16 protein-coding genes and 1 pseudogene are annotated in these 23,594 nt (G+C 61.4%); 12 read left to right on the top strand and 5 right to left on the bottom strand.

Going from position 1 to position 23,594, the window contains the following annotated elements; all coding sequences use genetic code 11:
• Positions 1-197 precede the first annotated feature (197 nt).
• Both ACMDCM_RS00670 and ACMDCM_RS00665 read right to left on the bottom strand, forming a co-directional pair.
• A complete protein-coding gene (locus ACMDCM_RS00670; RefSeq protein WP_412771758.1) occupies positions 198-1,202 on the bottom strand; it encodes a glycosyltransferase family 2 protein in 1,005 nt (334 codons plus the stop codon).
• Positions 1,199-2,377 carry a glycoside hydrolase 5 family protein gene (locus tag ACMDCM_RS00665; RefSeq protein WP_412771757.1) on the bottom strand — a complete coding sequence of 393 codons (1,179 nt, stop codon included), beginning with the start codon at positions 2,375-2,377 and terminating at the stop codon, positions 1,199-1,201. The genes ACMDCM_RS00670 and ACMDCM_RS00665 overlap by 4 nt, the downstream gene beginning before the upstream one ends.
• A gap of 233 nt (positions 2,378-2,610) precedes the next feature.
• On the opposite strand from ACMDCM_RS00665, the gene ACMDCM_RS00660 reads away from it, so the two are divergent.
• Positions 2,611-3,840, top strand: coding sequence for an FAD-dependent oxidoreductase (locus ACMDCM_RS00660; protein WP_412771756.1), 1,230 nt, complete (start codon positions 2,611-2,613; stop codon positions 3,838-3,840).
• Here the strand turns inward: ACMDCM_RS00660 and ACMDCM_RS00655 are convergent.
• Positions 3,837-4,745, bottom strand: a complete 909-nt coding sequence (locus tag ACMDCM_RS00655) for a GNAT family N-acetyltransferase (RefSeq protein ID WP_412771755.1) — start codon at positions 4,743-4,745, stop codon at positions 3,837-3,839. The genes ACMDCM_RS00660 and ACMDCM_RS00655 overlap by 4 nt on opposite strands.
• Positions 4,746-5,312: 567 nt before the next feature.
• On the opposite strand from ACMDCM_RS00655, the gene ACMDCM_RS00650 reads away from it, so the two are divergent.
• Positions 5,313-6,833, top strand: coding sequence for a glucosamine inositolphosphorylceramide transferase family protein (locus ACMDCM_RS00650; RefSeq protein WP_412771754.1), 1,521 nt, complete (start codon positions 5,313-5,315; stop codon positions 6,831-6,833).
• A gap of 264 nt (positions 6,834-7,097) precedes the next feature.
• Here ACMDCM_RS00650 and ACMDCM_RS00645 read toward each other — a convergent pair whose 3' ends face one another.
• Positions 7,098-8,297: a GNAT family N-acetyltransferase gene (locus ACMDCM_RS00645; RefSeq protein WP_412771753.1), complete on the bottom strand. Its 1,200-nt coding sequence runs from the start codon at positions 8,295-8,297 to the stop codon at positions 7,098-7,100.
• A gap of 369 nt (positions 8,298-8,666) precedes the next feature.
• Here ACMDCM_RS00645 and ACMDCM_RS00640 point away from each other — a divergent pair, with 369 nt between their 5' ends.
• The 8 genes from ACMDCM_RS00640 (at position 8,667) to ACMDCM_RS00605 (ending at position 18,182) form a co-directional block, all read left to right on the top strand.
• The gene (locus ACMDCM_RS00640; protein WP_412771752.1) at positions 8,667-9,926 is read left to right on the top strand and encodes an NAD(P)-binding domain-containing protein; all 1,260 of its coding nucleotides are present in this window, start codon (positions 8,667-8,669) and stop codon (positions 9,924-9,926) included.
• Entirely contained in the window at positions 9,923-10,720 is a 798-nt protein-coding gene (locus ACMDCM_RS00635; protein WP_412771751.1) for a glycosyltransferase family 2 protein, read from the top strand. The genes ACMDCM_RS00640 and ACMDCM_RS00635 overlap by 4 nt, the downstream gene beginning before the upstream one ends.
• A 76-nt stretch (positions 10,721-10,796) precedes the next feature.
• Positions 10,797-11,951, top strand: a complete 1,155-nt coding sequence (locus tag ACMDCM_RS00630) for a glycosyltransferase family 4 protein (RefSeq protein WP_412771750.1) — start codon at positions 10,797-10,799, stop codon at positions 11,949-11,951.
• Positions 11,942-13,927 carry a hypothetical protein gene (locus ACMDCM_RS00625; protein ID WP_412771749.1) on the top strand — a complete coding sequence of 662 codons (1,986 nt, stop codon included), beginning with the start codon at positions 11,942-11,944 and terminating at the stop codon, positions 13,925-13,927. Before ACMDCM_RS00630 ends, ACMDCM_RS00625 begins: the two co-directional genes overlap by 10 nt.
• Complete coding sequence (locus ACMDCM_RS00620; RefSeq protein ID WP_412771748.1) at positions 13,914-14,678, top strand: hypothetical protein; 765 nt, start codon at positions 13,914-13,916, stop codon at positions 14,676-14,678. The genes ACMDCM_RS00625 and ACMDCM_RS00620 overlap by 14 nt, the downstream gene beginning before the upstream one ends.
• Before the next feature lie 13 nt (positions 14,679-14,691).
• Complete coding sequence (locus ACMDCM_RS00615) at positions 14,692-15,969, top strand: glycosyltransferase family 4 protein (RefSeq protein ID WP_412771747.1); 1,278 nt, start codon at positions 14,692-14,694, stop codon at positions 15,967-15,969.
• The gene (locus tag ACMDCM_RS00610) at positions 15,960-17,288 is read left to right on the top strand and encodes an MATE family efflux transporter (protein ID WP_412771746.1); all 1,329 of its coding nucleotides are present in this window, start codon (positions 15,960-15,962) and stop codon (positions 17,286-17,288) included. Before ACMDCM_RS00615 ends, ACMDCM_RS00610 begins: the two co-directional genes overlap by 10 nt.
• A 99-nt stretch (positions 17,289-17,387) precedes the next feature.
• Positions 17,388-18,182 (top strand): class I SAM-dependent methyltransferase, encoded by a 795-nt coding sequence (locus ACMDCM_RS00605; RefSeq protein WP_412771745.1) that lies wholly within the window; start codon positions 17,388-17,390, stop codon positions 18,180-18,182.
• Between the two features lie 407 nt (positions 18,183-18,589).
• On the opposite strand, the gene ACMDCM_RS00600 is transcribed toward ACMDCM_RS00605, so the two are convergent.
• Positions 18,590-20,155, bottom strand: coding sequence for a polysaccharide biosynthesis/export family protein (locus tag ACMDCM_RS00600; protein WP_412771744.1), 1,566 nt, complete (start codon positions 20,153-20,155; stop codon positions 18,590-18,592).
• Positions 20,156-20,656: 501 nt separating this feature from the next.
• Here ACMDCM_RS00600 and ACMDCM_RS00595 point away from each other — a divergent pair.
• Positions 20,657-22,828, top strand: coding sequence for a glycoside hydrolase family 16 protein (locus ACMDCM_RS00595; RefSeq protein ID WP_412771743.1), 2,172 nt, complete (start codon positions 20,657-20,659; stop codon positions 22,826-22,828).
• Between the two features lie 116 nt (positions 22,829-22,944).
• Positions 22,945-23,274: pseudogene (locus ACMDCM_RS00590) on the top strand (cysteine peptidase family C39 domain-containing protein); the annotation flags it as partial.
• Between the last annotated feature and the right edge of the window lie 320 nt (positions 23,275-23,594).

The raw sequence follows: 23,594 nt of genomic DNA, 5'->3' as shown, positions 1-23,594 counted from the left end.
ATCATCACACCGCCGTTTACCGTCGCTTGTCGATTTGGCACTTGAGGTAGTCAGGAGGAGGTAGGATGCTGCAACCGGCAGGATCACTTCCCGGCCGGGTCCATCAGAAATACATAGTCGTGCGTCACGCGTTCGTGCATCACACGGCGGCATCACAGACAGCGATGATTCGCGGGCTCGACCGAGCCGTCGGGCCGTCAACGGCCGACGCCCACCCGTCGCGAAAATGGACGCGAGGAGCGAGCCTCGGCGGCGATGCCGAGGCGTGTTCTGGCGTAGGCGAAGGCCGTAAGGGCAAGCCCGGCGATGATCGCGCCGGCCTGCCGGGCGGCGCCGGTCCGGCCGCGCATCGCCGCCGTGAGATTCTTGATGACGGCACGCGGCAACACCTCGCGGACGTATCGCCCTTCCGCTCCGAGACCCTCCCTTGATCCGGCAAGGCCAGCCAAGACAGCCTTGGCGTTGCCCTCGATCAGACAACGATGGACGAAATAGCTCCAGGTCATGCGCTGGACCGGCACGGCGTGATGCACGCGCGCTCCCGTCCGATACGCGAAATAGCCGCCGGGATGGAGGCGAGCGGCCCGGATACAGAATTCCGTCTCCTCGCAGCTTTCGGCCTTGCCGCCAAACGTGGCTCGTCCGCTGACCGAAAAGCCGAGCTTTCGGCGCCCGAGGTCGGACGTGAAACCGCCTGCGTGGCGCAGCACGTCGGCGCGCACCGACATGTTGGCGCCGATCGGGTTGCGGATGCGCCCGTCGCGCACATGCATGCCGGCGTACGTACAACCGACGACCCAGCGGAATTCGTCAGGAAACCAGGAGGGCGGCGGCGCGCGCCAGAGCGGCTCAACCGGGCCGCCGGCGCCCAGCACGGCCGGGTCCTCGTAAGCGTCGAGCAGCTCCTCCAGCCAGCGCGGATCGGCTGCGGCATCGTCATCAAGAAAGCAGATCACCGGCGCCGTCGCGCATTCCGCTCCGGTCATGCGACCGCCCGACAGACCGGCTTCCTTGGCGTTTGCGAGGACAGTGACGCCCTCGATCTCCCGCGCGGCGCGTTCCCGCAAGGATTCATTATTATCCACGACCACGATGATTTCCCGTGGCGCGCGCGTCTGGTTGCGGACGGATTCGACCGCGCGGTTAAGTTCGTCCCAGCGCTCGAGCGTGTGGGCGCAAATCACGATGGAGGCTTCGATCATGGAGTTTTCCGGAGGCTGTTGGCTGGAATCGGACCGGTTCCGCGAACCTTCGCCGCCCGAGCTGTTGCGGCTTTAAGGACATTCCAGATAGGGCTTGCATCGTTGTGAACATCGAACTGATCGTGCTCGTCCGCTGGATAGTGGCCGTGGTCCTGCAGCGATACCAGCCGCCAGACGAGCCAGCCGGCGCAGTCCGGGTCGCGGACGAGCGTATCGAGCCAGCCCGCATAGGCTTCGGCGGAGTCCCGGTTGGAGCGCGCATAGCCGAACTCCTCGAGAAGGACAGGCTTCTGAACACGGTCCGCGATCTGGCAGTAATCGGTGATCGTCTTGCCGAACTGGCTCACGGTGAGCCCGAAGTAGAGCGGATAGCCGTGCCAGGTGCCGAAATCGAGGGTGGGAATTGTAAGGTCGGCCACTTTGGGCTCGTCCTTAGCGTTGGCGTTCCCTGAACTCACCAGATGGTTCGGGTCGAGCGACTTGACGTAAGCCGACATCTCGGCGGTCCAGTCCAGCCTCAGGGATTCCGGCCGCGCATTGCCCTCGTTCATCAGTTCCCAGGCCATGATGGTCGGATCGTCGCGGTAGGCAAGCCCCGTGAGCGGATTGACCCGCCGCACGACATGAGCGACCCAGGTTTTGTAGTCGCGCTTCGTGCGCGGATCGCTGAAGAAGAACGTCGACTTGTCGGTGCTTCCGTACCAGGCCCGCATCTGCTGGGCGCCGCCCGTATAGTCCCAGAAATCGAGAAAGGCGATGATGAGTCTCAGATGGCGCTTTCCGGCTTCGGCGATGAGGAAGTCGACCTTCTGCATGCCTTTGGGGCCGTCATTGACCGCCATCGCGTTCTTCTCTGTATCCCAGTAAAGCAGGATCGTGCCGCCGACGTTGAGATTGCTCGCATCCGCGGTCGGATTCCGCCAGTCCCAAATCGTGGGAACCTTTCCGTCCCGCGAGCCGATCACCGGCTGGAGGATAACGCGAACGACGTTGGCGCCCATCGCCACCGCGTCGTCCAGGACGCGCGTGACTTCGTTCGGCGATGCGAAAGTGAGATAATGGTTGTTGACGCCTGTCACAAAGAATGGCCGGCCACCCAGGGTAAACATCGTGCCGGACGTCTTGATGAAGGAGGTTTCAGGCTGGCGACTTGCTGCCGCAGTCGAAGCGAACATGAACACAAACAGCAAAAGGCAAGAACCGCGCGACGATCTCTTCACCCATTGCCAATGTCTCTGCATCAGAGCAGGAGATCGCCTCCAACGACCGCGCGCAACGGCACGGAAGGCTTACCCCTTCCGGTTTCAGGCGCCACCCTCTTCAGGGTGATTGGCTGGCCGCGCCTGATCCAGTATCAGCAGAGTTCAGCCATTCGAAATCTTGATTGGCTCTGGCCCAGGTCCTGCTCATGACGGACACCACCACGGATACCGACGTCGTGATTATTGGCGGCGGCCTCGCCGGCTCGACAGCCGCAGCCATGCTGGGGCGGGCGGGCATCCGCGCCGCGCTGATCGATCCTCATCAGGTCTATCCACCGGACCTGCGTTGCGAGAAACTCGACGACGATCAGGTCTCCATTTTGCGCAAGACCGGCCTCGCCGATGCAATCTTGCCAAAAGCGACGTTCGACGGCGACACCCGCGACGGCAAGGCCTGGGTCGCGCGCTCCGGATACCTGCTCGACAAGCAACCGGGTGGCCAGCACGGCATCCTTTACGACGACCTGGTCAATGCGATGCGCGCCGCTATTCCCCCGAGCGTGCCGTTCACTATTGCGAAGGCGACCGGCATCACGGTGGGAGACGATCGCCAGGAGGTGTTGCTGTCGAATGGCGCCAGCATCTCCGCACGTCTGGTCGTGCTCGCTCACGGATTGAGCGTCGCCCTGAAGGATCAGATCGGCATCGAGCGGGTCGTTATCAGCCCCTGTCATTCGATCACCCTCGCCTTCGACATCAAACCGCGTCATGGCGCTTTCGATTTCTCTGCCCTGACCTACTATCCCGAGCGCACCACCGACCGGATGGCATATCTCACGCTGTTTCCCATTCGAGCATCGATGCGGGGGAACCTGATGGTCTATCGGAACATGGACGATCCCTGGTTGCGGGACGTGCGCCACGACCCCGAGCGAAGTCTGTTCGCACTGATGCCCAAACTGCGGCGGCTCACGGGAGACATCGAGATTATCGGACCGATCAAGATCCGGCCGGCCGACCTTTATGTCAGCAAAGGTTATCGACAGGCCGGCATCGTCCTGGTCGGGGACGCATTCGCAACGTCCTGTCCGGCCGCCGGGTCAGGCACACGCAAGCTGTTCAACGACGTCGAGCGGCTTTGCAACATTCACATTCCGAACTGGCTCGCAAGTCCCGGCATGACCGCGGGCAAGATCGCCCAGTTCTACGACGATCCGCTCAAGCGCAGCTATGACACTGCCTCCGAATCATTTGCCTATCAATTGCGGTCGCTGTCGATCGACGACAGTTTCAGCTGGAAGCTGAAGCGCAACCTGCGATTCATCGTCCGCGCAGCGATCGGCGCGGCTCGCCGGCTCGGCATGATCGCCCTCGCGGATCGCGTCGCGTCCGAAGGATGGTCGCAGCGCTTTCGTGATCTTGCGGACCGAGCCTAGGCTTGTGAATGGCGGGCGAAGATTTCCGCTCCCGGACGCGTCCATCGCTTGATTGCACGAGTCCCCCTCCTTCGCGCGTGACGAAACAGTCGGTAGCCCTGGTGCTGCGCCACTTCCACCGCGAAAGCCAATGAGTTGCACGGACGAGCATCGATCAGCGCATCGACCAGAATTCTTCGGCTGGTGAGCAACTGCGCCATGAATCCGCCGGGAAATGAGCAGGAATCGATTGTTGCAATCTGACCTGATTCAACCAAGTTTCGAATCGCCTTGTCGGCCAACAAGACTCCCGGGGAAAATCGCGCGAAGGAGGCATTGAACGCGGTTTTCCACGTATAAGCCCGCTGGCCGCTGTAAAACAGGACCTGAGCGGCAATCGCTTCGCCGTCGACGCACAACAGCGCGACCGAAGCCAGACCGAATGCCGCGAGATTCTCAATCAGTCGACGGGCGAACGCGGCATCGCCCGCATCGCACAGCAACGCCGTTCCCTCCTCCCCCTTCCAACTCGCCGCCTCCAGTTCCAGAAACGTCTCGAACGCGGCCTGCGTGCTGTCCGGCGTCCGCTCGTTGACAATCTCGACAATTCCTACCGATGAGAGCTGACGCAGCTTCTTTCGAGTCGAAGTCGATTTTTTTCGAGGTCCGAGCGACCAATCTGCAAACGGCCGTTCGACGCGAGACAACTCGCGATATTTCCCCGTGCTCGATAAATGCCGGAGCACCGCGGGGTAGACGATCGGATCAGCTTCGAAGCATGACAAGCTTACGACCTTCGGCAGGCGCGCATCCCGCCTGATCGCATCGAAAAAGGCGGCCACGACGTCGTCGACGCAATCACAATCGACCACGGCGTTCGAAGAAAACGCGTAGTCGTAGGGAAGCGCTTCCAGAAATGCCGGCATCAACGGCACATCGTGCCGTTCCCTCAACGCCCAGAATCCGACGCAGCGTCGCGGCGTGGTTTCCTCGTCCCATGCCAGAAAAACATGAATCGTCGCGAAACCTGTATCCTTCGCCGCGAGTAACGCCGCCGGATGCATGAATGCATTGCTTTCCAGGCGTGCTGCGAGATCGTTCCACGGTTCGATAAGATCAGGCCCCGGCGAACAAATGCTTACCGAGATCAACCGGCCTTTCGGCCGCTGCCAACTCATATTCATTGAGTCAACAGACTACGGCAGACGCCGAATGCAACAGTACAAATGAGTTACCCCGTCCGGACCCCGTTTTAATCAAGCCTCTCTCTTTAGAGTAATGGTGGGTTCGATACGGCTGCTGCAATATTAACAGAATTGATATCGTCGGGACCATTTCAGTAAATTATCCGTCACCGGAGCAACGCAACGATTCATCCGGGACTTCAACGAGGCAACGGCCGGAGACGCGAATCCGTCGGGGGAAGGTAACAACCGCTCATGCGCATTTGTCTGCATTTTGATCCATCCCGACTCTTGCGCTGGCATTTGTGGTTGGCTCACGCGCTCGCAGAAGTGCCCGACAGCCAGATATCGCGGTCGTTTGCCCCGCTTAGCTATCCGCTTCCGCCGGGCAGCCGGCTGCTGTTCGAACTCGAACGTTTGATCTATGGCTTTCGCGGACTTGGTGCCATGGATCGCATGGAATCTGCATTGCTGTCCTTGCCGCTACAGCAGGCTGGCCAGGCCGACGTCGTCATCGATTTGAGTGGAGAGGAAACCTCTCCGGAAGCGCCACGCATATTGAGGCCTTTCTTCAATGGAGTGCCCAGCGAGATCGGAATCATGGCGGCGCTGGCGAACGATCAGGATCTCCTCGTCGAGTTGCACGACACGGCACGTCCCTCGAATCCCTGGACGGCCCGCCCCGCCAGCCAAGATCGCGAGGTGTTCTCGGCAAGCCTCGACGCTTCGCTTTCCTGCGCGACCGCGCTGATTCTGAAGGCATTGCACCACGAAAACGGATCATTGGACTTCGACGGCGTTCCGCGCGCGAAATCGACGAAACGCTCATCCGGCCCAATGTCGGCTCTTGGGTTCGCAACCAGCAGCTTCGCCGCGAAGTCGGGACGACTTCTCGACAAGATAATCCGGGGTGGCAAGTGCTGGGCGATCGGTTGGCGTTTCGATGAAACGGCGAGCCTCTTCGACAAGCGCGAAGCCCCCTTCCAAGTTCTTTCCGGAGGCTCCTCCGGCTATCTCGCCGACCCTTTTCCATTCCGACACAACGGGCAAGACTTCATATTCGTCGAACAGTATCTTTACTCGAAAAGTCGCGGATGCATCGCGGTGGTTGCATTGGACCGAAACGGCGCAGCAAGCGCTCCCCGTATCGTATTGGAAGAGTCGCACCATCTCTCCTATCCGTTCGTGTTCGCGCATGAGGGGCAGATCTGGATGATCCCCGAATCGGGAGCCGCCCGTCATGTCGCCCTCTATCGCGCCGTCGAGTTTCCGTATCGGTGGACGCGCGAAGCCTGTCTGATGGAGAAGATCGAAGGTTACGACGTCACTCCGCTACGCGATCAGGACGGCTTCTGGTTTTTCGTCTCGCCCAGACTGTGGACGTCGTCATCTTGGGACATGCTTGATCTCTACCATGCCGACAGCCTGACTGCATCCTGGACCCGTCACGGCGCAGGGCCTGCTTTGATCGACGCCAGGTTCAGCCGCCCCGCCGGCGCCGTGATCGAGCGGAATGGGCATTACCTCCGCCCGGCTCAGGACTGCTCTCGCGGCTATGGAGGGGCGGTGACACTTTGCCGAATCGACGCGATCAGCTTCTCCGACTTCATCCAGGTTCCGGTTGGTCGCATCGAAGCCGGATCATTCGGATGCCACACGTATAACCGTCACGCAGGTTGCGAGACCATCGACATCTTCGGTCAGGTTGGCGGATTGCAGGAAGCCACGGTTTCTTACGTCCCGCTGGGATCAGACACGCGAAGCCCGGCGACCGTTGATGAACCTGCGCTCCCGGCGGGACTCGGCATTGGGCTGGCGACACGGTCCTAGAGCGGTTTTCCACCCGCATCCCGCTTCTCAAAATATTGGAATCGATCACGTTCATGACTTTGGATCGATTCGATCCAAATCATCGCGATCTAGCGCGTCTTCTGCAAACGTGGACACCGGTTTTGTAATACGCGCAAGTTGTTAATCGAGAGCATTTCCTTACGGCTCTGGCCAGAATGCGCCCGTGGTTCGGCTCCAGCATTCATCGCGTGGGCGAGCCGCCGCAAGCTGGAATTATCAAAGAGCGCACGGCCGGCCGTCCTCTCAGCCAGCCACCATGGCTCGGAGCTTTTGCCGCGCTCGCCGAATCTTTGCCTCGATGCGACGCTCCGGACTGTCTTTCCCGACAGCGATCCACGTCATGGCACGCTGCGCGTTAGCGAGACGAGACTTATGCCCGGCAGGACCCGCGCCGAAATCGTAGCTACCTTCGCCTCGCAGAAGGCTGTCCTCGATAGCCAGTACGTGACTGACGAGCCCGGGTTTGAGCCGCCCGTCGTCTTCGTAGAAAAAGCCGCTTTGGTAATTGAACACATGGCCCCGATGCACGAAATTATACAGGATTCCGATCGTCCGATCGCCGACCAGGGTCCGCGAGATTCGTACCGCACCGATCGGAGTTCCCTGCGCGATAAGATTCTCATGGAACAGACGAAAGCCCGGATTGGCGAAGGGCCCCTTGCGGCCCCATCGCGACCAATGAAAGTCAATGAGTTCATCGAACGCGGCGAGAGCCTCCGACGTCGTTTCCATGGTCAGGTACTTAATGGGCCCGCGCTCCACGTAAAGCCGCATGGCGCGGCTCACGGCTTGTCGCGTGTTGCGGCCCAGGGCGGCGCGATAGTTCCCACCCTTCCGGCGGACTTCTGCAAAATCGATCCACGGCGCGCTATCCGCTACGCGGACGTCCATAGCAAGTCCGGCGGCAGCGCGACGGGCAATGGTCTCGACCTCCAGACCAATGCCCGACAGCACCAGTTCGTCGGAGAACCGCAAGCGGCGCGTCAAGACCTCAAGACAGATCGTCGTGATACGATCCGCCGAAGATCGGTCCGCGAGAACGCCATTATGTTCGATAAAGAGCCGATCGAAGCTCGCATCTCCGGTCTCATTCAGCAGCCAACGAGTCCGCTCGCGCGGCCCGAGGTGCCATATCTTGCGCGGGCAGACGATCGCCAAGCCAACAATCGCGCCGGATGCCCGCGCGATGACCACATGCGGGTTCACCCCCTTCGGAAGATGCCTCAGCCAGGTTCCGATCCAGAGCCAGGACAAATAGAATGAGTGATCGGCTCGCGACTCGAGGTCCTTCCATGAAGACTCGACTCCCGCAAGATCCCGCAGGCTCTCCACGCTGACGTCGATGACACGATCGTGACGTGTGGTCGGGTCGTCCCCCGATGCATGAGATAATGTGGGCCGCAAGTGAAGGACCGCGGCGTCGACCGCAGATGTGGATGACACGATCAGATCCCCGGTAAAATCAACGCCAAGCTGCTAACCGCCTCTCATGGCCTGAGACGTGAAACTTTCTCGCGCAGGTAATGCCGGCGCTTCAATCGAGAGCTTCGGTTGTAAGCGACCGAAAGTGAAGCTCCTATAAGGGTTACCTCTCTTGGAATCCTTCCGGACTTAAAGACGTCTCAGTTCGCCCGAATTTCAAGATCGGCACCGCGCATCCTGCGTGTGCGCCACCCTGCGCGGAACCGACCTGCTGCGCGGAACCAAGATGAGTCGGACGGACAGCTAACCCAAAGGAGCTAATCACCTATCGCGCTTCCAATGCGGCGCAGCATCCGAGATGCTTCGACGCGAGGTTGCGGGAGTTTCGGTATGGCAAGACTAGGCAGCTCCGTCGATGTAGCGGTCATTGGAGCCGGACCTTATGGCTTGTCGCTGACGGCGCATCTCAGATCGCGCGGCGTCGAGCATCGGATTTTCGGGGAATCGATGGGTCCCTGGAAGAGCAACATGCCGAGCGGCATGCTGCTCAAATCCTATCCCTGGGCGTCCAGCCTGTCCGATCCGAGGTTGGAGTTCACGGCCAGGACCTACTGCACCGAACGCGCCCTGCCCTACCACGACGAACTGATGCCGCTGCCTCTCAGCCGGTTCGTCGAATACGGCGAGGCCTTCCAGGCGCGTTACGCGCCAAACGTGGAGCGCAAGACGTTGACCGCGCTGGAGCCCGGTCCGGCGGGCTTTCGTGCGAGTTTCGCCGACGGCGAAACAGTCGATGCACGCCGCGTGGTGGTGGCGGTCGGTTTATATCCCTTCAAGCACCTGCCGCCTGAGGCCGAGCATCTTCCCGCCGATCTTTGCTCGCATAGCGGCGAATACGGCCCGATCGAATCGCTTCGGGGCAAAAAGGTGATTGTCGTCGGCGCCGGATCGTCCGCGACCGATCTGGCGGCGCTGCTCCATGAGCAGGGCGTCCCGGTTTCGCTTGTGACGCGAGCGTCGTATCTGAACTTCGCCTGCCGACCTCGCCCGCGCGCCTTGTTCGAACGTATCGCTGCCCCGATGAGCGGCATCGGCAATGGCTGGACAACGGCCGCCTGCGCCAAGTATCCGCAATTGATCCGCCTCCTGAACCAGGATCTGCGGGTTCGCCTCGCAAACTCCAAGATACACGGCCCTTCGAGCAGCGCGTTCATGAAGGACCGAGTGGTCGGTAAAATACCACTGTTGCTCGGTCGAGCCATCCAGGGATTCGAGACACGCAACGGCAAGGTTGCGCTCGACCTCGTGGCGGACGACGGCAATTCACGGCAGCCGTTGCTGGCCGATCACGTCATCTTCGCGACCGGATACAAGATCGACATCACCCGGCTCGCTTTCCTGAACGAAAGCCTGCTGAATCGGATCTGCCGCGTCGAGCGAGCGCCTCTGCTGTCGGCGCACTATGAAAGCTCCGTGCCCGGCCTGCATTTCATCGGCCCCGTCGCTGCGAACAGCTTCGGTCCGGTGTGCCGGTTCGTGTACGGCGCCTCGCACCCGGCCCGACATCTCGCTCACTACCTCTCGGCAGTCCCGCCCCGCATCCGACCAACGACCAAACTTAAAACTGTTGAAAGCACGGTGCTGTCATGAACGCTCCCGTCCCGCGTATTCTTGCCCAAGCCGGCGCCATGCCGACGCCTGTTCAAATGCCGATCAAGCTCCCGCCCGAGCGGTCGCTGGCTCTGCCCAAGGTCAGCTTCGTCGTGCCGACGCTCAACGAGGCCAAGAATCTGCCCTGGCTTCTACCGCGCATTCCGGACTGGGCTCACGAGGTCATCATCATCGATGGCCGCTCGACCGACGACACGGTCGCGGTCGCCCGCAGCCTGCGCAGCGATGTGAAGATCGTCATGGAGCCGAGGCGCGGCAAGGGCGCCGCCCTGCAGGCCGGTTTCAATGCGGTAACGGGCGACATCATCGTGATGCTGGATGCCGACGGATCGATGGAACCGGAAGAGGCAATCGTCTTCGTCGGCGTTCTCATGGCCGGCGCGGATATGGTCAAGGGCTCGCGCTTTCTCCAGGGCGCGGGGACCGACGACATGTCGCTGTTTCGAATGCTCGGCAATTGGGGGCTGACTTGGGCGGTGCGGCTGCTCTATGGAGGATCGTTCTCCGATCTCTGCTACGGCTATGTCGCGTTCTGGACCAAGCACGTCGCGACCCTTCACTGTGACTGCGACGGGTTCGAGATCGAAACGCTGATCAACGTGCGGGCTCTGAAGAACCGGCTGAAGATCGTCGAGGTGGCGAGCTTCGAAGCCCCCCGCATCAGCGGCCTCAGCAATCTGCGCGCGCTTCCTGACGGCTGGCGCGTTTTCAAGACGATCCTTCGCGAAAGGATTTTTTCGCCCGTTTCGCTGGTTTCACACGGATATCCGTAGACGCGGCTCCGCAATCGCGCGGAAGCTGGTCGCGCCGGCGATGGCGATCGAGACCGGGAGGGGATGGAACGAGCCAATGCGCATCCTGATGGTTGCCGCTCGGTGTCATCCCTTCGTGGGCGGCATCGAAACCCACATCCAGGAGGTAGGTCCCCGCCTGGTGGCGCGCGGCCACACGGTTGATGTGCTCACCACCGATCCTTCGGGCCAATGGCCGATTCAAGAGACGGTGCGGGGCATGAACGTGCAACGCGTGCCGGCATGGCCAAAGCATCGCGACTTCTACGTGGCGCCGGGAATTTTTGCGGCGATCAATCGCGGCTCCTGGGATCTCGTTCATTTTCAGGGCTATGGCACTTTCGTGACGCCGATCGGGCTGCTGGCGACGCTCCACCGCGATCTTCCGTTCGTCCTGACTTTTCACAGCGGCGGACATTCCTCGCGGCTGCGGAACGCCGTGCGCAGCACCCAGCATGCGCTGCTACGTCCCATGATATCCAGAGCCGCGCGACTGATCGGCGTTTCCGAATTCGAAGCCGATTTCTTCAGCGCCAGGATGGGCGTGCCCCGCAGGAGCTTCGCCGTCATCCCGAACGGCGCCGCCATGCCCGCTCCGAGTTCGAATGTCACGGTCGAACCCAACCTGATTGTTTCGAGCGGCAGGCTGGAGCGTTACAAGGGCCATCACCGGGCGATAGCGGCAATGCCGGATCTGATCCGCCGGGTGCCTGACGCGCGGCTGCATATCGCGGGAGCGGGCCCTTACGAGAGAGTGCTGCGCAGCCTTGTCGACTCACTCGGACTCGAGAACCGCGTCACCATCGCAGCCATCCCCGGATCCGAGCGGCAGAAACTGGCGGACCTTCTGGCGAGCGCCGGACTGTTCGTGCTGTTCAGCGATTACGAAGCCCACCCGGTCGCCGTGATGGAAGCTCTCTCGCTCCGCCGGCCGGTGCTCGTCAGCGATACGTCCGGATTGGGAGAGTTGGCCGACAAAGGTCTCTGCCGCGCGATTCCGCTCGACGCCAACCCCGAAGACATCGCGGCCGCGATGGCCGATGAACTGGAGGCCCGGCGCCAGATCCCGAATTTGGCGCTGCCGAACTGGGATGACTGCGCGCAAGCGCTGAGCGACGTTTACGAAGATGTCTTCAACGGTCGGCTTATGAGCCGAGCCGAGCCGCATGGCATTCCGCGGCGGCTTCCCGAGGCGGGCGCCCAATGCCGCTGATGCCGGTCCATTTCACCGCAGGCGACGGCGCCAAGCCTTTTCAAACCTGGGTGCGGCTTGTCTCCACCGTGATCGGCCCCGATCTTCACGGGGACGGCGTCGATGCACGGCCGCCGCCTGCAAACTTCGGATTGATCGCCATCCTGTGTCTGACGGCGGCTACCGCCTTGCTCCTGATCGCGGAGGGACACGGGGCGGGGCGCCGCGGCGACGGGACGATGGCGTTGCTGCTGTTCTGGTCCGGCGTCGGCATCCTCGTTATCCCGATCAGCCTGCGCATCGCTGGGCCGCGGGTAGCCAGGGGCGAGCGGTTCTTCCTTCTGTTCCTGCTCGTCGAAGCGCTGTTCTTTTCCAAGATCCTGCATTCGCCGACGAGCTTTGTCGGCCATGACGAGTTCCTGCACTGGATCGCGGCGGACGATCTCCTGACGGCGCGCCGTTTGTTCCTTTCCAACCCGCTTCTCGAGATCGGACCGTCATATCCCGCTCTGGAAATCCTGACGACGGCGATCGTCAACCTGACCGGACTGTCGATTTTTGCCGCCGGCACGTTGCTGCTGGCTGTTCTGAGAGGAACGTTCGTCGCGGCCCTCTTTCTGTTTTACGAAAAGCTCACCGGATCGGCGCGCCTCGCAGCCATCGCCAGTCTGGTCTACATGGGGTGCTCGACCTTCGTCCTGTTCGAGGCAATGTTTTCCTACGAGAGCCTCGGCATTGTCCTCTGTGCGCTGATCTTTGCGGTCGAAGCCTCTTCCAGGACTCTCGCAGGGCCGCCAAGATTGAAGGCCGTCGGGTTGATTGTCTTGCTGCTGGCGGCGCTTGCGGTGACCCATCACCTCTCGGCCGCCTATGCCGCCATCTATCTCGGAGCAGTGGCGCTCCTCGAGATCATGCATCGGGACGGATGGACGCGGACCGAGGCAAAGTTCGCCGTCTTCATTGCGACCGTTGCCGTCGCCCTGCCGATCCTGTGGATGGAGGTTAGTGGTGCCCATATCGCCAACTATCTCGGCCCGATCGTCGAAGGCGGCGTCAAAAACGTCCTTGGAATACTCCATGGCTTGCTGTCCACGCATCGGGTGACCGAGACTGCGTCGGTGCCGCACCAGCCGTTCGGCGTGCGTTTGATCACCATGCTTGCGATCCTGCTGACGGCCGCAGGGCTCGCGACGGGATTCTTCCGGTCGCTGGCCCTGGCGACGCCGCGCGAGAGGCGGACCGGCTGGCTTGCGATCAGGGAAATTCTCGGACGGCGTTGGCAAGACAGCCGCCTTGTATTCCTCACCATCCTGGCCTTCGGATTCCCGGTCTCGGTCGCCTTCCGATTGAGCGGCGGCGGCTGGGAAGTCGGCAACCGCATGGGGACGCTGGCATTCTTCGGCGTCGGGTTGGTGGTCGCCGTGAGCATCCTCCACTACTGGCAGCGTCGTCGCCCGTCGCATGGGTGGCGCCGCAGCGCGCCGCCACTTGCCCTTGTGATCATCGTTCTGGGCGGCATCACAAGTGCAACGCTCAATCCCATCCAGGGCCGCTACAAGGTGGGTGCCGACGATCAGTCCATCGAACCCATGGGAATCGAAACGGCGCGCTGGACCAAGACCTGGCTCGGCCCCGGCAATCGCTTCGTCTCCGACCGCATCAACCGTCTGCTGCTCGCGGGCTACGGGCGGCAGGACGTGAGACTCGCCGTGTCCCAAGGAGTCGATGCCGGGCGCGTGTTCAGGGCGCCGAAACTGGACTCCGACGAATACTGGGCGTTGGCGAAGGGCGACATCGAATTCCTGCTGGTGGATTTACGGCTGTCGACGAACCTCCCGGTGCTCGGCTTCTACTTCGAGCCGTGGGAGCAAAAACCCACGACGCCACTGTCCGCCGCCGCGCTGCTCAAATTCAACAACATCAAGGGCATCACCCGCATTTACGACAACGGCTACATCGTCATCTACGACGTGAGGGGTTTGCATGGACGCTTCTAGCCATCGGGACCTTTCGGCAGCCTGCGTATGGGCGACCGCGCTGGTAGCGGCCGTGACGGTTTCCGACAGCGTGCTGGGGCGCACCATTCTAGGCGTGCCCATGGTGCTCTTCATTCCGGGCTATGTGCTGCTGCGAGCCATCGGGGTGAAAACCACGTCGCTCGCCGAGCGCCTGGCCTACGCCGTCGGAACAAGTCTCGCCGCCGGAATCGCGGGCGGGTTTGCCCTGAACATCATGGGCTTCCTGACCCCGTTCGGCTGGGCGATCTGGTTCTGGACCGTCACGGTCGGCGCGTCGTTGATAACTGCGAAGCGTCGCGAAATTGCCGATCTGCCGTCATGGCCGCAACAAGCGGGGCTTCGGCCATGGCACGGGGTTGCGTTCGCTCTGGCGGTGCTGGTCACGACCGGAGCATATGCATTGGCCGTCCGCGACGAATCGAGCCAGCAGCAATTCAAATACGTCGAACTCTGGATGTTGCCGCCTGCCAATGCCGGTCCAGCCCGACTCTCGGTCGGGGTTCGCAGCGCCGAGGCTCAAACCCAGCAGTTCGATCTCGAAATCACGCTCAACGGGCAACCGCTGGCTGTCTTCCGTTCGCTCGTACTCGCGCCAGGCGACACCTGGACCCGGGATATTCCGGTGCCCATCCTGGCTACCACCCAGAAAGCCGAAGCCAAACTGTACCGGCCGAAAGACAACCGCCTCTATCGCAGCGTCTCGGCGCTGGTGCCTGGCGTTAAAGGCTGAAGGAGATCGGTTCATGCGCGTCCTGCTGCTCTCTCAATTTTATCCTCCGGTGATCGGAGGTGAGGAGCGGCACGTTCGCAATCTCGGCGCCGCGCTGGCGCAACGAGGACACGACGTGATCGTCGGAACCACGATGCATCCCGGATCGCCGGACATCGAATTGGATGGCGCGGTGCGCGTCCATCGCCTGCGCGGCACGCTCCAGCGCCTGTCCCACCTTCATGCCGATTCCGAACGGCGGCATGCTCCGCCATTCCCGGATCCCGAGCTGGTGTTAGCCTTGAAGCGGCTGGTCGTGCGAGAGAGGCCGGACATTGTCCATGCCCACAATTGGATCTACGCCTCCTTCCTTCCGGTGAAGCCGCTCGGCGGCGCGCCGCTGGTGGTTACGCTGCACGATTACGGCCTCGTCTGCGCCAAGAAGAACTTCATGCACCAGGACACGCATCTGTGCAGCGATCCGGCACTGACGAAGTGCCTGTCCTGCGCCGCGCGCCATTATGGCACCTTGAAGGCGGCAGTGACCACATTGGGCAACATGGGGACAAGCTTTGCAGCCCGGCGCATGGTGGACCGCTTCATCCCGGTGAGCCACGCGGTCGCGCGCAACACAGGACTCACAGGGAGCCGTATTCCTTACGAGGTCATCCCCAACTTCGTGCCCGACGATGTCGGCGTGCCCGGTCCGGAAGATCCTCTGCTCGCGCAACTGCCTGCGGAAGGCTTCATTCTATTCGTGGGCGACATGATGCGCCTCAAAGGCATCGACGTTCTGCTGAACGCTTATGCGGGCTTGAAGCGGGCACCGCCTCTCATTCTCCTCGGGCGGAGAGCTCCCGACACGCCGGCCGAATTTCCCCCGAACGTCCATGCGCTCGGCACGTGGCCGCATTCCGCCATCATGCACGCATGGCGGCGCTCGTTGTTCGGCGTTTTACCATCGGTTGGGCCGGAAGCCTGCGCAACGGTCATCATGGAAGCGATGGCGTGCGGCAAGGCTGTTGTCGCGACCGATATTGGCGGCATGCCCGACCTGGTCGACAGCGGCGAAACAGGTCTTCTCGTACCCGCCGGCGATACGCTGGCTTTACGCCAGGCGATGCAACAGCTTCTCGATGACCGCGCCCTGCTGACACGCCTGGGAGCGGCGAGCCTCGCCAGGGTGGAGCGTCTCAAGGCCAGCGCCGTCGTGACCCGGATCGAGCAGGTCTACCGCAACGTTCTGCACCCGGCGGCTCGTCGAGCTCCGGTGGCGGTTCACCAGACCTCGGGAGGGCCACCGTGCGGATGATCGCCGCCGCGGCTTTGATGCGCGTGCGCGGAGCGCTTCAGGACAACGCCACGCTCGTCATAAATTCGGGCGCCCTAGCGATCGGTACTGTCGCAACGGCTGGCCTCGGCTTTGTCTATTGGTGGCTGGCAGCCCGGCTATTTCCGCCGGCAGCGATCGGCAACGCATCCGCCCTGCTGTCTATCGTCAGTCTCGTGGCCCTGCTCGGGGACGCTGGGCTCGGCACCCTGCTGATTGGCGAAATCGTCCGCCATCCGAAGCAGGCGCCCGCCCTTGTCGGCGCGGCGGCATCGATCGGAGTCGCGCTGGCGGTCGTCCTGGCCCTGGCCTTCATTCCCGGGGCTCATCTCGTCGGATCCGCCAACCTGATCGACGGATGGCCTGCAGGCGTTGCGTTCGTGCTTGGCTGCGCTCTGACCGCCTTCACCGTAGTCGTCAGTCAGGCATTCGTCGGCAGCCTGAACAGTGCCGGCAAAATGATCCAGCAGGTGCTCTTCTCCGTGTTCAAGCTGATGCTGATCGTCATCGCCGCCGTCGTCAGCCAGACCTCCAGCACTGCGATCATCCTGACCTGGGTAGCCGGTCTGCTGGCATCTTGGATCGGGCTTGACCTCCTGACCAGAGGCGGCGCGCGGCGTCTCGTCGGAATTCCCGACTTTCGCCTGCTTCACACGCTCCGACTTAAAGTATTTGGCCACTACGCGCTCGATGTCACGTCGCAAGCCCCCAGCGTCATCGTGCCCTATCTCGTGCTGGTGCTCCTGTCGCCGGCCGCGACCGCGGCGTTCTCAGCGCTTTGGCTGCTGGTCTCTACCGCCGCGGTGATCCCCGCGGTTCTGACCACGGTTCTATTCCCCGTCGTCCGGGCAGGCCCAAACAGCTCCCGGCGCCATTTCCTTGTGTCGCTCACGGCGTCGTTGCTGTTCTCGCTGGCTTGTGCCGTTTTCGTCTTTGTCTATTCGGAAAATATCCTGGAGATCTTCAATCCAGCCTACCGGGACATCGCGGGATCAAGTCTGCGCCTCCTCGGTTTCAGTCTGCTGGGATCGACACTCAAATTCCATGCCTGCGCACTGGCGCGATTGAGTGATGCAATGCGCAGGGCGTCCCTTCCGTTCGCGCTCGGCGGGTTGCTGGAGGTGGGCCTCGTGGTCGCGGGAGCGAAACTCGGCGGACTTGAGGGCCTGGTCGTCGGCTGGACAATCGCCGTCAGCATCGAGGGGATTTTCGCGGGCCTCCTCTGGGCCTTTGCGTCGAGCTTGGGTATCTCCGCAAACCCTTCTCCTGAACTCGTTGCCTCGCCGCCGCTCCGGATTTAGGGGAGCTCCCGTCATGACAAAAGATCATCGACCGCAATTGGAGCGCCTGGAGACATCATCATCTGGCTCGACCAGCATCGCAAAGGGAGAAACCGGCATATGACGACGAACGAGCTTTCTCTGTCGCGCGCGCGTACCGCGCCGCGTTACCCGCATCCCGGCAGTTCAACCGCGATCGGCAGCAATGTCGCCTACAGGCTCGGGAAATTGAAAGACCTAGGACTTCTGCACGGCGTCTGGCTCGACTGTGGCTGCGCGAACGGCGGCTATACCGAGGCCCTGGTCGCCTGGGGTGCGAAGAAAGTCATTGGTGTCGACCCCGAACAATCAAGAATCGATGAGGCGAACGCACGCAAACAGACAAACGACGAAAAGATTACTCGACTGGGGGATGCTGTCGAATATCACTGCTGCACAGATAACTTTCCACTGCCGGATTCGTCCATCGACGCGGCGCTGTTGAACGAGGTTCTCGAACACGTCGCCGATGAGGCAGCCACGTTGCATGAAATTCGGCGGGTGCTGCGGCCCGGCGGCCATCTTGTCGTGATGAGTCCGAACCGCTGGTTTCCGTTCGAGGGGCACGGCATGCGGCTTCTTGGCCGTGATTTCGGCTTTCCGATCCCACTCCTTCCCTGGCTGCCCAGTTCTTGGACCGCGCGCACCATGGCCGCGCGGAACTACTGGCCCCATGAGCTGCGCAACATCGTGGCCGCGGCTGGTTTCGAGATACAAAAGGTCGACTATGTGTTGCCGGTGTTCGAACTTTACCAATGGCTACCGGCGAGCGTGATATCGGCCTACCGACGGCTCATGCCGCAGATCGAAAAGACACCCTTGCGAAAATTCGGCGTTTCAACTCTGATCGTCGCAACCCGACCTCTCAATTCCTGAAACGTGAAATCTGTCGGCAAGGCCTCCGTGCGTTGCCTTTGCCTCCACGGAGCCCGCCGCCTCTTCAAACGAAACTTCCAGAACGGCGAAAACGCATGCCTACCGGCATGGCCCCGGCGTGGGTAACTACGCAGCGCTCGATCAGATCTTCGATTTTGCGGAGCGTCTTACCAAGTGCTGCGATAGATGTGCTGCGATGGATGCGCTCAGGCAGCGCTTAAGGCGCCACCTGGAGCCTTTCCCGCTTATGATGGAATCAAGCGGGGCTCTATGATTTTGATTTGATGCGTTTTCTTTACGCGAACGGGTAAGCCACTTCGCTTGAAAACGCTCTAACGCTGCGAACCCATAAAACCTGAACCATAAACCGAGACGGCATCGTCTTTTGGGGGGGGCGCCCTTCGCCATTACTCCTGCGCGACGGCGCGGACATTCTGATTGCTGGCACTGGATCCGGCCGACGGTGGTCTCTTGCGCGGGATCATGACCGGCGTTGACGGAACCAACGTCGTCGCCGGCAGCCCGGTTGTCTCACCTGTTCCCACAATGATATTGACAAGATCGCCCGGCTGCAACAGCGTCATACCATCGGCCGAGATGTTGACCGGCCCGTTCGGCGTCCGCCGCACGATTTGAAAACTGGCGCCGCTCGCCTCCTCCGAGGACGTGAAGGCAACGCTTGTCGCGGACAAATTCTTCAGAACTCCTTCGCTGCTGCTGAGCTCCCGCTCGTTGTCCGCGATCTGACGGTCGATCGCGTCGATCTCAACCGCGACGTCGTTCTCAAGATCGGCCTGAACCTTGAGCCCTTCCGCTTCGAGGGCGGCCAGCCGCTGCTTGGCCATCCCGTATTGGTTGATGGCATCCTGCCGACGCTGCTCGGCATCGGCCAATTCGGCCTCGACCTGGCTCAACTGGGACTTGGTGGCAACACCGCGGTCCATCAGCGCACGCATGTTGTCGACGCGGTCCTGACGCGTCTTGACGAGTTTGTCGAGCGATGTCGTGTGGCCATACTCAAGAAGATCCTGCTTGGCAGACTCAACAGCATTTTTGATCGCCCGTCTGCGGTCTTTACGCGCCCGAACGATGGCCTTGCGATCGTTGCTTTGCTCATTGACGAGGCGTGTCGCCGCAGTCGCGCCGACCAGCTCCATCAGCCGAAGCGGAACCTTGGGCGCCGTCCCGTCGCGTTCGGCCTTCAGAACCGCCTCGCGTGCCATGAGCTTCACCACCGAATCTGCGGCCCCGCTGCGCCTCTGGATTTCCCGTACGGTTTCGACCTTCGACCACGGATCGTTCGCACCGCGATCGAGGCCGCCGGCCATCGCGATGGCGTGCAACACTGTCGCGCCGGGCACGTATTTGAAAGAGCCCGGATTTTTCACAGGCCCCAGAACGTAGATCGGCGCGCGTTCCACCAACGCGATGTTGACCATCCCCTTGCGACCCAGAAGTTTCTCGAAAGCCGCGTCCATGGCGGCATGCACCTGCTGCGCCGACCGAGCCGCGACCGGAATTGAACCGAGTAAAGGTATTGAAACCGTGCCGTCCTCCTGGACAGTGTATTCTCCGCTCAATTCCGGACGCTCCTGGATGCCACGCAAGGCAGAGGCGGGGCGACCCCATCTGTCCTCCTCGACGTTCAGCCGCTCGTAGAAGGCGATCTTGAGCTTGTCGCCGACGCCGAACGACAGCCCGGCCGGTTCGGGGCTGGGCTGGACAGCGACGGCATCGGTTGCAACACGAACCAGGTTATCAGATGACGCCACGGTGGGCGGGGCATACCCAGCCAACACTTCCTGCGGCTGATCGTGCGGGGTCGGACTGGCGGCAAGAACTTTCTGCACCACGCCGCCTGAGATATTACCGAGCAGCCTATTGCTCTCGATGAGAACCCCGTCCAGCAGTGGTCTGTCCATCAGCACGAAGCCAAGCCCGTACAACCCGATCGTGAGCAGAACCGGCTTCACTATTTTTCCGCGGGAAGACGCATTTAACGGGGACATGCTTCTTGGCGCCTTCAATAATGAAATTGATGAAAGGCAGGTTCGGAAGAAATCGCGTTGGGCGCCCATGACACGTCGCCTCTTTGGCTATGGCGATTTTTCTACGGTGGCCTTTACCCGCCCCGAAGCGGTGCAAGGGTAAGGCGCGGCGTTCTATGCTCGCCATGCTGACGTATCGGGACCGGAAGCACAAATCCCCTTTGTGGGCACCCCTTTTGGAGTATCTCGTCACACCCCTGAAAACAGCGCGTTAGTGAAAACGCGGAATCGACCGGTCAATGGTTGAGGCCGTTGCATACTGCCAGCGATCCGGTGCCGGACCAGAATACCTGAAGGCTGATCCAACTTCGTTGAATCGGCCTCCATCGCGTTTTTCGTTTCTGATAAAACCAGGAGCGGGCTCTAAAGTTTTGATTTGACGCGTTTTCCTCACGCAAACCGGTATCCACAGCCTTATCTTTTTGATTGGATGCTCAGTCCGCTGACATCAAAGTTGAAGACGAAAAATCAAGCAGCGGATTCCGAGGGCAGGCACACGAGCCTCCTCCGCAACGACAAGACCGGACCGCAAGCTTCTCTCAATTAAGACGAAATCGTCGGGCGGCTTCGGGTTCGCCCGGAGCGGATCGTTGCACCCGCGGAAGCCGACCGCATCGACGCCTTATTTTCCACTCTCCTCGATTATTTTGTCGCCATCATTTCTGGCCACAGCAGTCGCGGATTGGGGGCTCAAAGACCGATGGGGATAGTGGGATGGCTCTATCTACGCCTGCAGGCTACGACTCAAGCGACTTGGTTTTTCAGGAAGACTTCTCCGGGACGACGCTCAACAGCATCTGGCACAATTACATTACGAGCAATGCCGCCAATGGTGCACCTTGGAATAGCAACGGATCTGGCGGCAGCGGCCCGGGGGGGCAGTACGACGCCGACTACAATATGCCGAGCCAGGTAACCGTAAGCAACGGCGCGTTGAACATCACGGCGATCAAGTCGCCCATAACCGGCAATAACCGGGGCACGACGCAGACCTTCCCGATCACATCCGGCGCTGTCAGCAGCTACGGCAACTTCGAATTCACGGGCGGCTACCTTCAGGTCAGCATGAAAGCGCCGAGCGGCGACGGCGCCTGGCCGGGCATCTGGCTGTTACCGGGTAAAGGCGCGGGCAACAGCCGCGACAATTTTGAGATCGATGTCCAGGAAGGCGGGTACACCGGCAAGGGACCGGCAAATCAGGCATTCTCAGCCAATCTTCACACGCCGAACGGTACTTTCGGCAAAGTCGTCGACACCGGCGTCGATCTCACAGCCGGCTTTCATACCTATGCCATCGACTGGGAACCCGGCAAGTCGATCACCTGGTATCTTGACGGGAAGCAGATAGCGCAAGTCACCAGCGCCGAGGTGCCGATTCCGACCGAGCCGATGGAACTGATTCTGGACAATCAGGTCGCTAATTCCAACACGTCAGGCTGGCATACGGTCCTGAACGACTCGACTCCGTCGTCGATGCAGATGCAGATCGACTCAATCCAGCTCTATCAAAAACCGGGCAGCGGTAACACCGTTACGGGCGCCAACGTCAGCCCGTCAGCATCGACCTCGCCACCCGAAACAACCACGCCGGTCACCACGCCTCCGGTGACCACGCCGCCGGCAACCCAGCCCACGGTGACCCAGGCAACGGCGTCGCCTGGAAACGGTGTTGAGCATGTCGGCGACAAGATCACGCTGACGCTCGGCTTCAGCGAAGCCGTGACAGTGACCGGCAAGCCCACGCTGACGCTCAACGACGGCGGCACCGCCACCTATGTCGGTGGCTCCGGAACAAACGCGCTCACGTTCCAAACCACCGTGGCGGCCACCAACACCAGCACCTCCGCGCTCGCCATCACAAAGGTCAATCTTCCGAGCGGTGCGAGCATCAAGGATGCGGACGGCCTCTCCGCAAACCTCTCTGGCGCGGTGAAAACCTTCTCCGGCCTTCAGGTCGATCCGTCGCCGGTAAGCACATCGGAAGAGGGAACGGGCGGAGTGACGACACCGCCAACGACAACGCCGCCAACGACCAAGCCTTCGGTCTCCACGCCTGTTCTATCGGTGGCGGACCACTCGCTGTCGGTGAACGCTCGCGGCGCGGTCGATCTGGGACTCAGCGTCAAGACATCCGATCCGGACGATACCGTGACCGTAAATATCAAGGGGCTGCCGCGATACGAGACGATAACATCGAATCTCGACGGCCATACATTCAAGGGGGACAATATCACCTTGACCGCCGCACAGGTCGATGGCGGATTGACGCTGCATTCCGATTATAAAGGCTCCGGCGCCCCGGTTGCGACGCTCACGGCAACGGCAACCGGAAAAGATCCTACAACGGGCGCCATCGCGAGATCGGCCGCACAAACCATCACCGTGACCGATCCCCCGGCCTCATCCGCGGGGACGTCTCCTCCGGCTACATCGCCTGTGACTTCGCATTCTCATGCAAATCACAGCTTCGCTCTGCTGAACCAGTATCTGGCCGGCGGCGGATTCTCGGGGCAGATCGATCACGGTCAGATTGCGACAGCCTTCTCACAGGCCTCCGCCTGGCTGAACGAGTCGTTCCTGACCCGACCTCGCCATTAAACCAGCCGGCGCGCCCGGGCACCCTGCTCCGTCCCTGAACGGATTTCGTGTCCGGGCGCGCCATCGATTCATGCGGCATTTGAAATCCCCATGTCATTGTTGAGAGCTGAGCTAGAATGGCGACGCACAATGAGACCGCTGCGACGGAGGACGCCGGGCTTCTCGCCCTTTGGCTATTTCTGCGTCTTCAAGGAGTAAATGCCGCGATCGACCAGATCCGCGAACGCTGCGGAACGACGGCAACGATAGGCATCCGGGCGATGCTCCGTTGCGCCGCCCAGCTTGGGATCGCGATGGGCGCGCGCAGGACGGATTGGACGCAACTGGTCAGCATGCGGCTGCCCGGAATTGCGTCGTTGCGCGACGGAGGATTTCTGCTTCTTGGACGCGCAGACGACAACGGTGCGCTGGTTATGCATCCATTGTCGGGGTATCCGAACTCGGGGCATACCAGGCTTATTACGCGCGAGGAATTCGAAGCGATCTGGGACGGCCGCGTCGTGTTTGCCGGGTCGATCAGCTTTATGCAGCGTATTCGTTATGCCCTGGTCAATGCGGCTATCCGCGCGCGCAGCCTGGCGATGCTCGTCCTTGGCGTTATATCGACACGAGGACGCAGCTTCGCAGCGCAGGTTCGCCATGCCTTCGCCGACCGCTTGCGCGGACTGGGTCAACGGATGCACCGCTTCGACCGAAGCGAGACTGTCGTCGAAGCCGCGGAGCCGGATTTCGCCGCAGACTTCGACGCAGACGACGAGTCCGGACT

The sequence above is a fragment of the Nitrobacter sp. genome (assembly GCF_047149785.1).
Taxonomy (GTDB): Bacteria; Pseudomonadota; Alphaproteobacteria; order Rhizobiales; family Xanthobacteraceae; genus Nitrobacter.
Note: the sequence above shows the minus strand (reverse complement) of the source record. Positions and strands in the feature narration are given on the sequence as shown.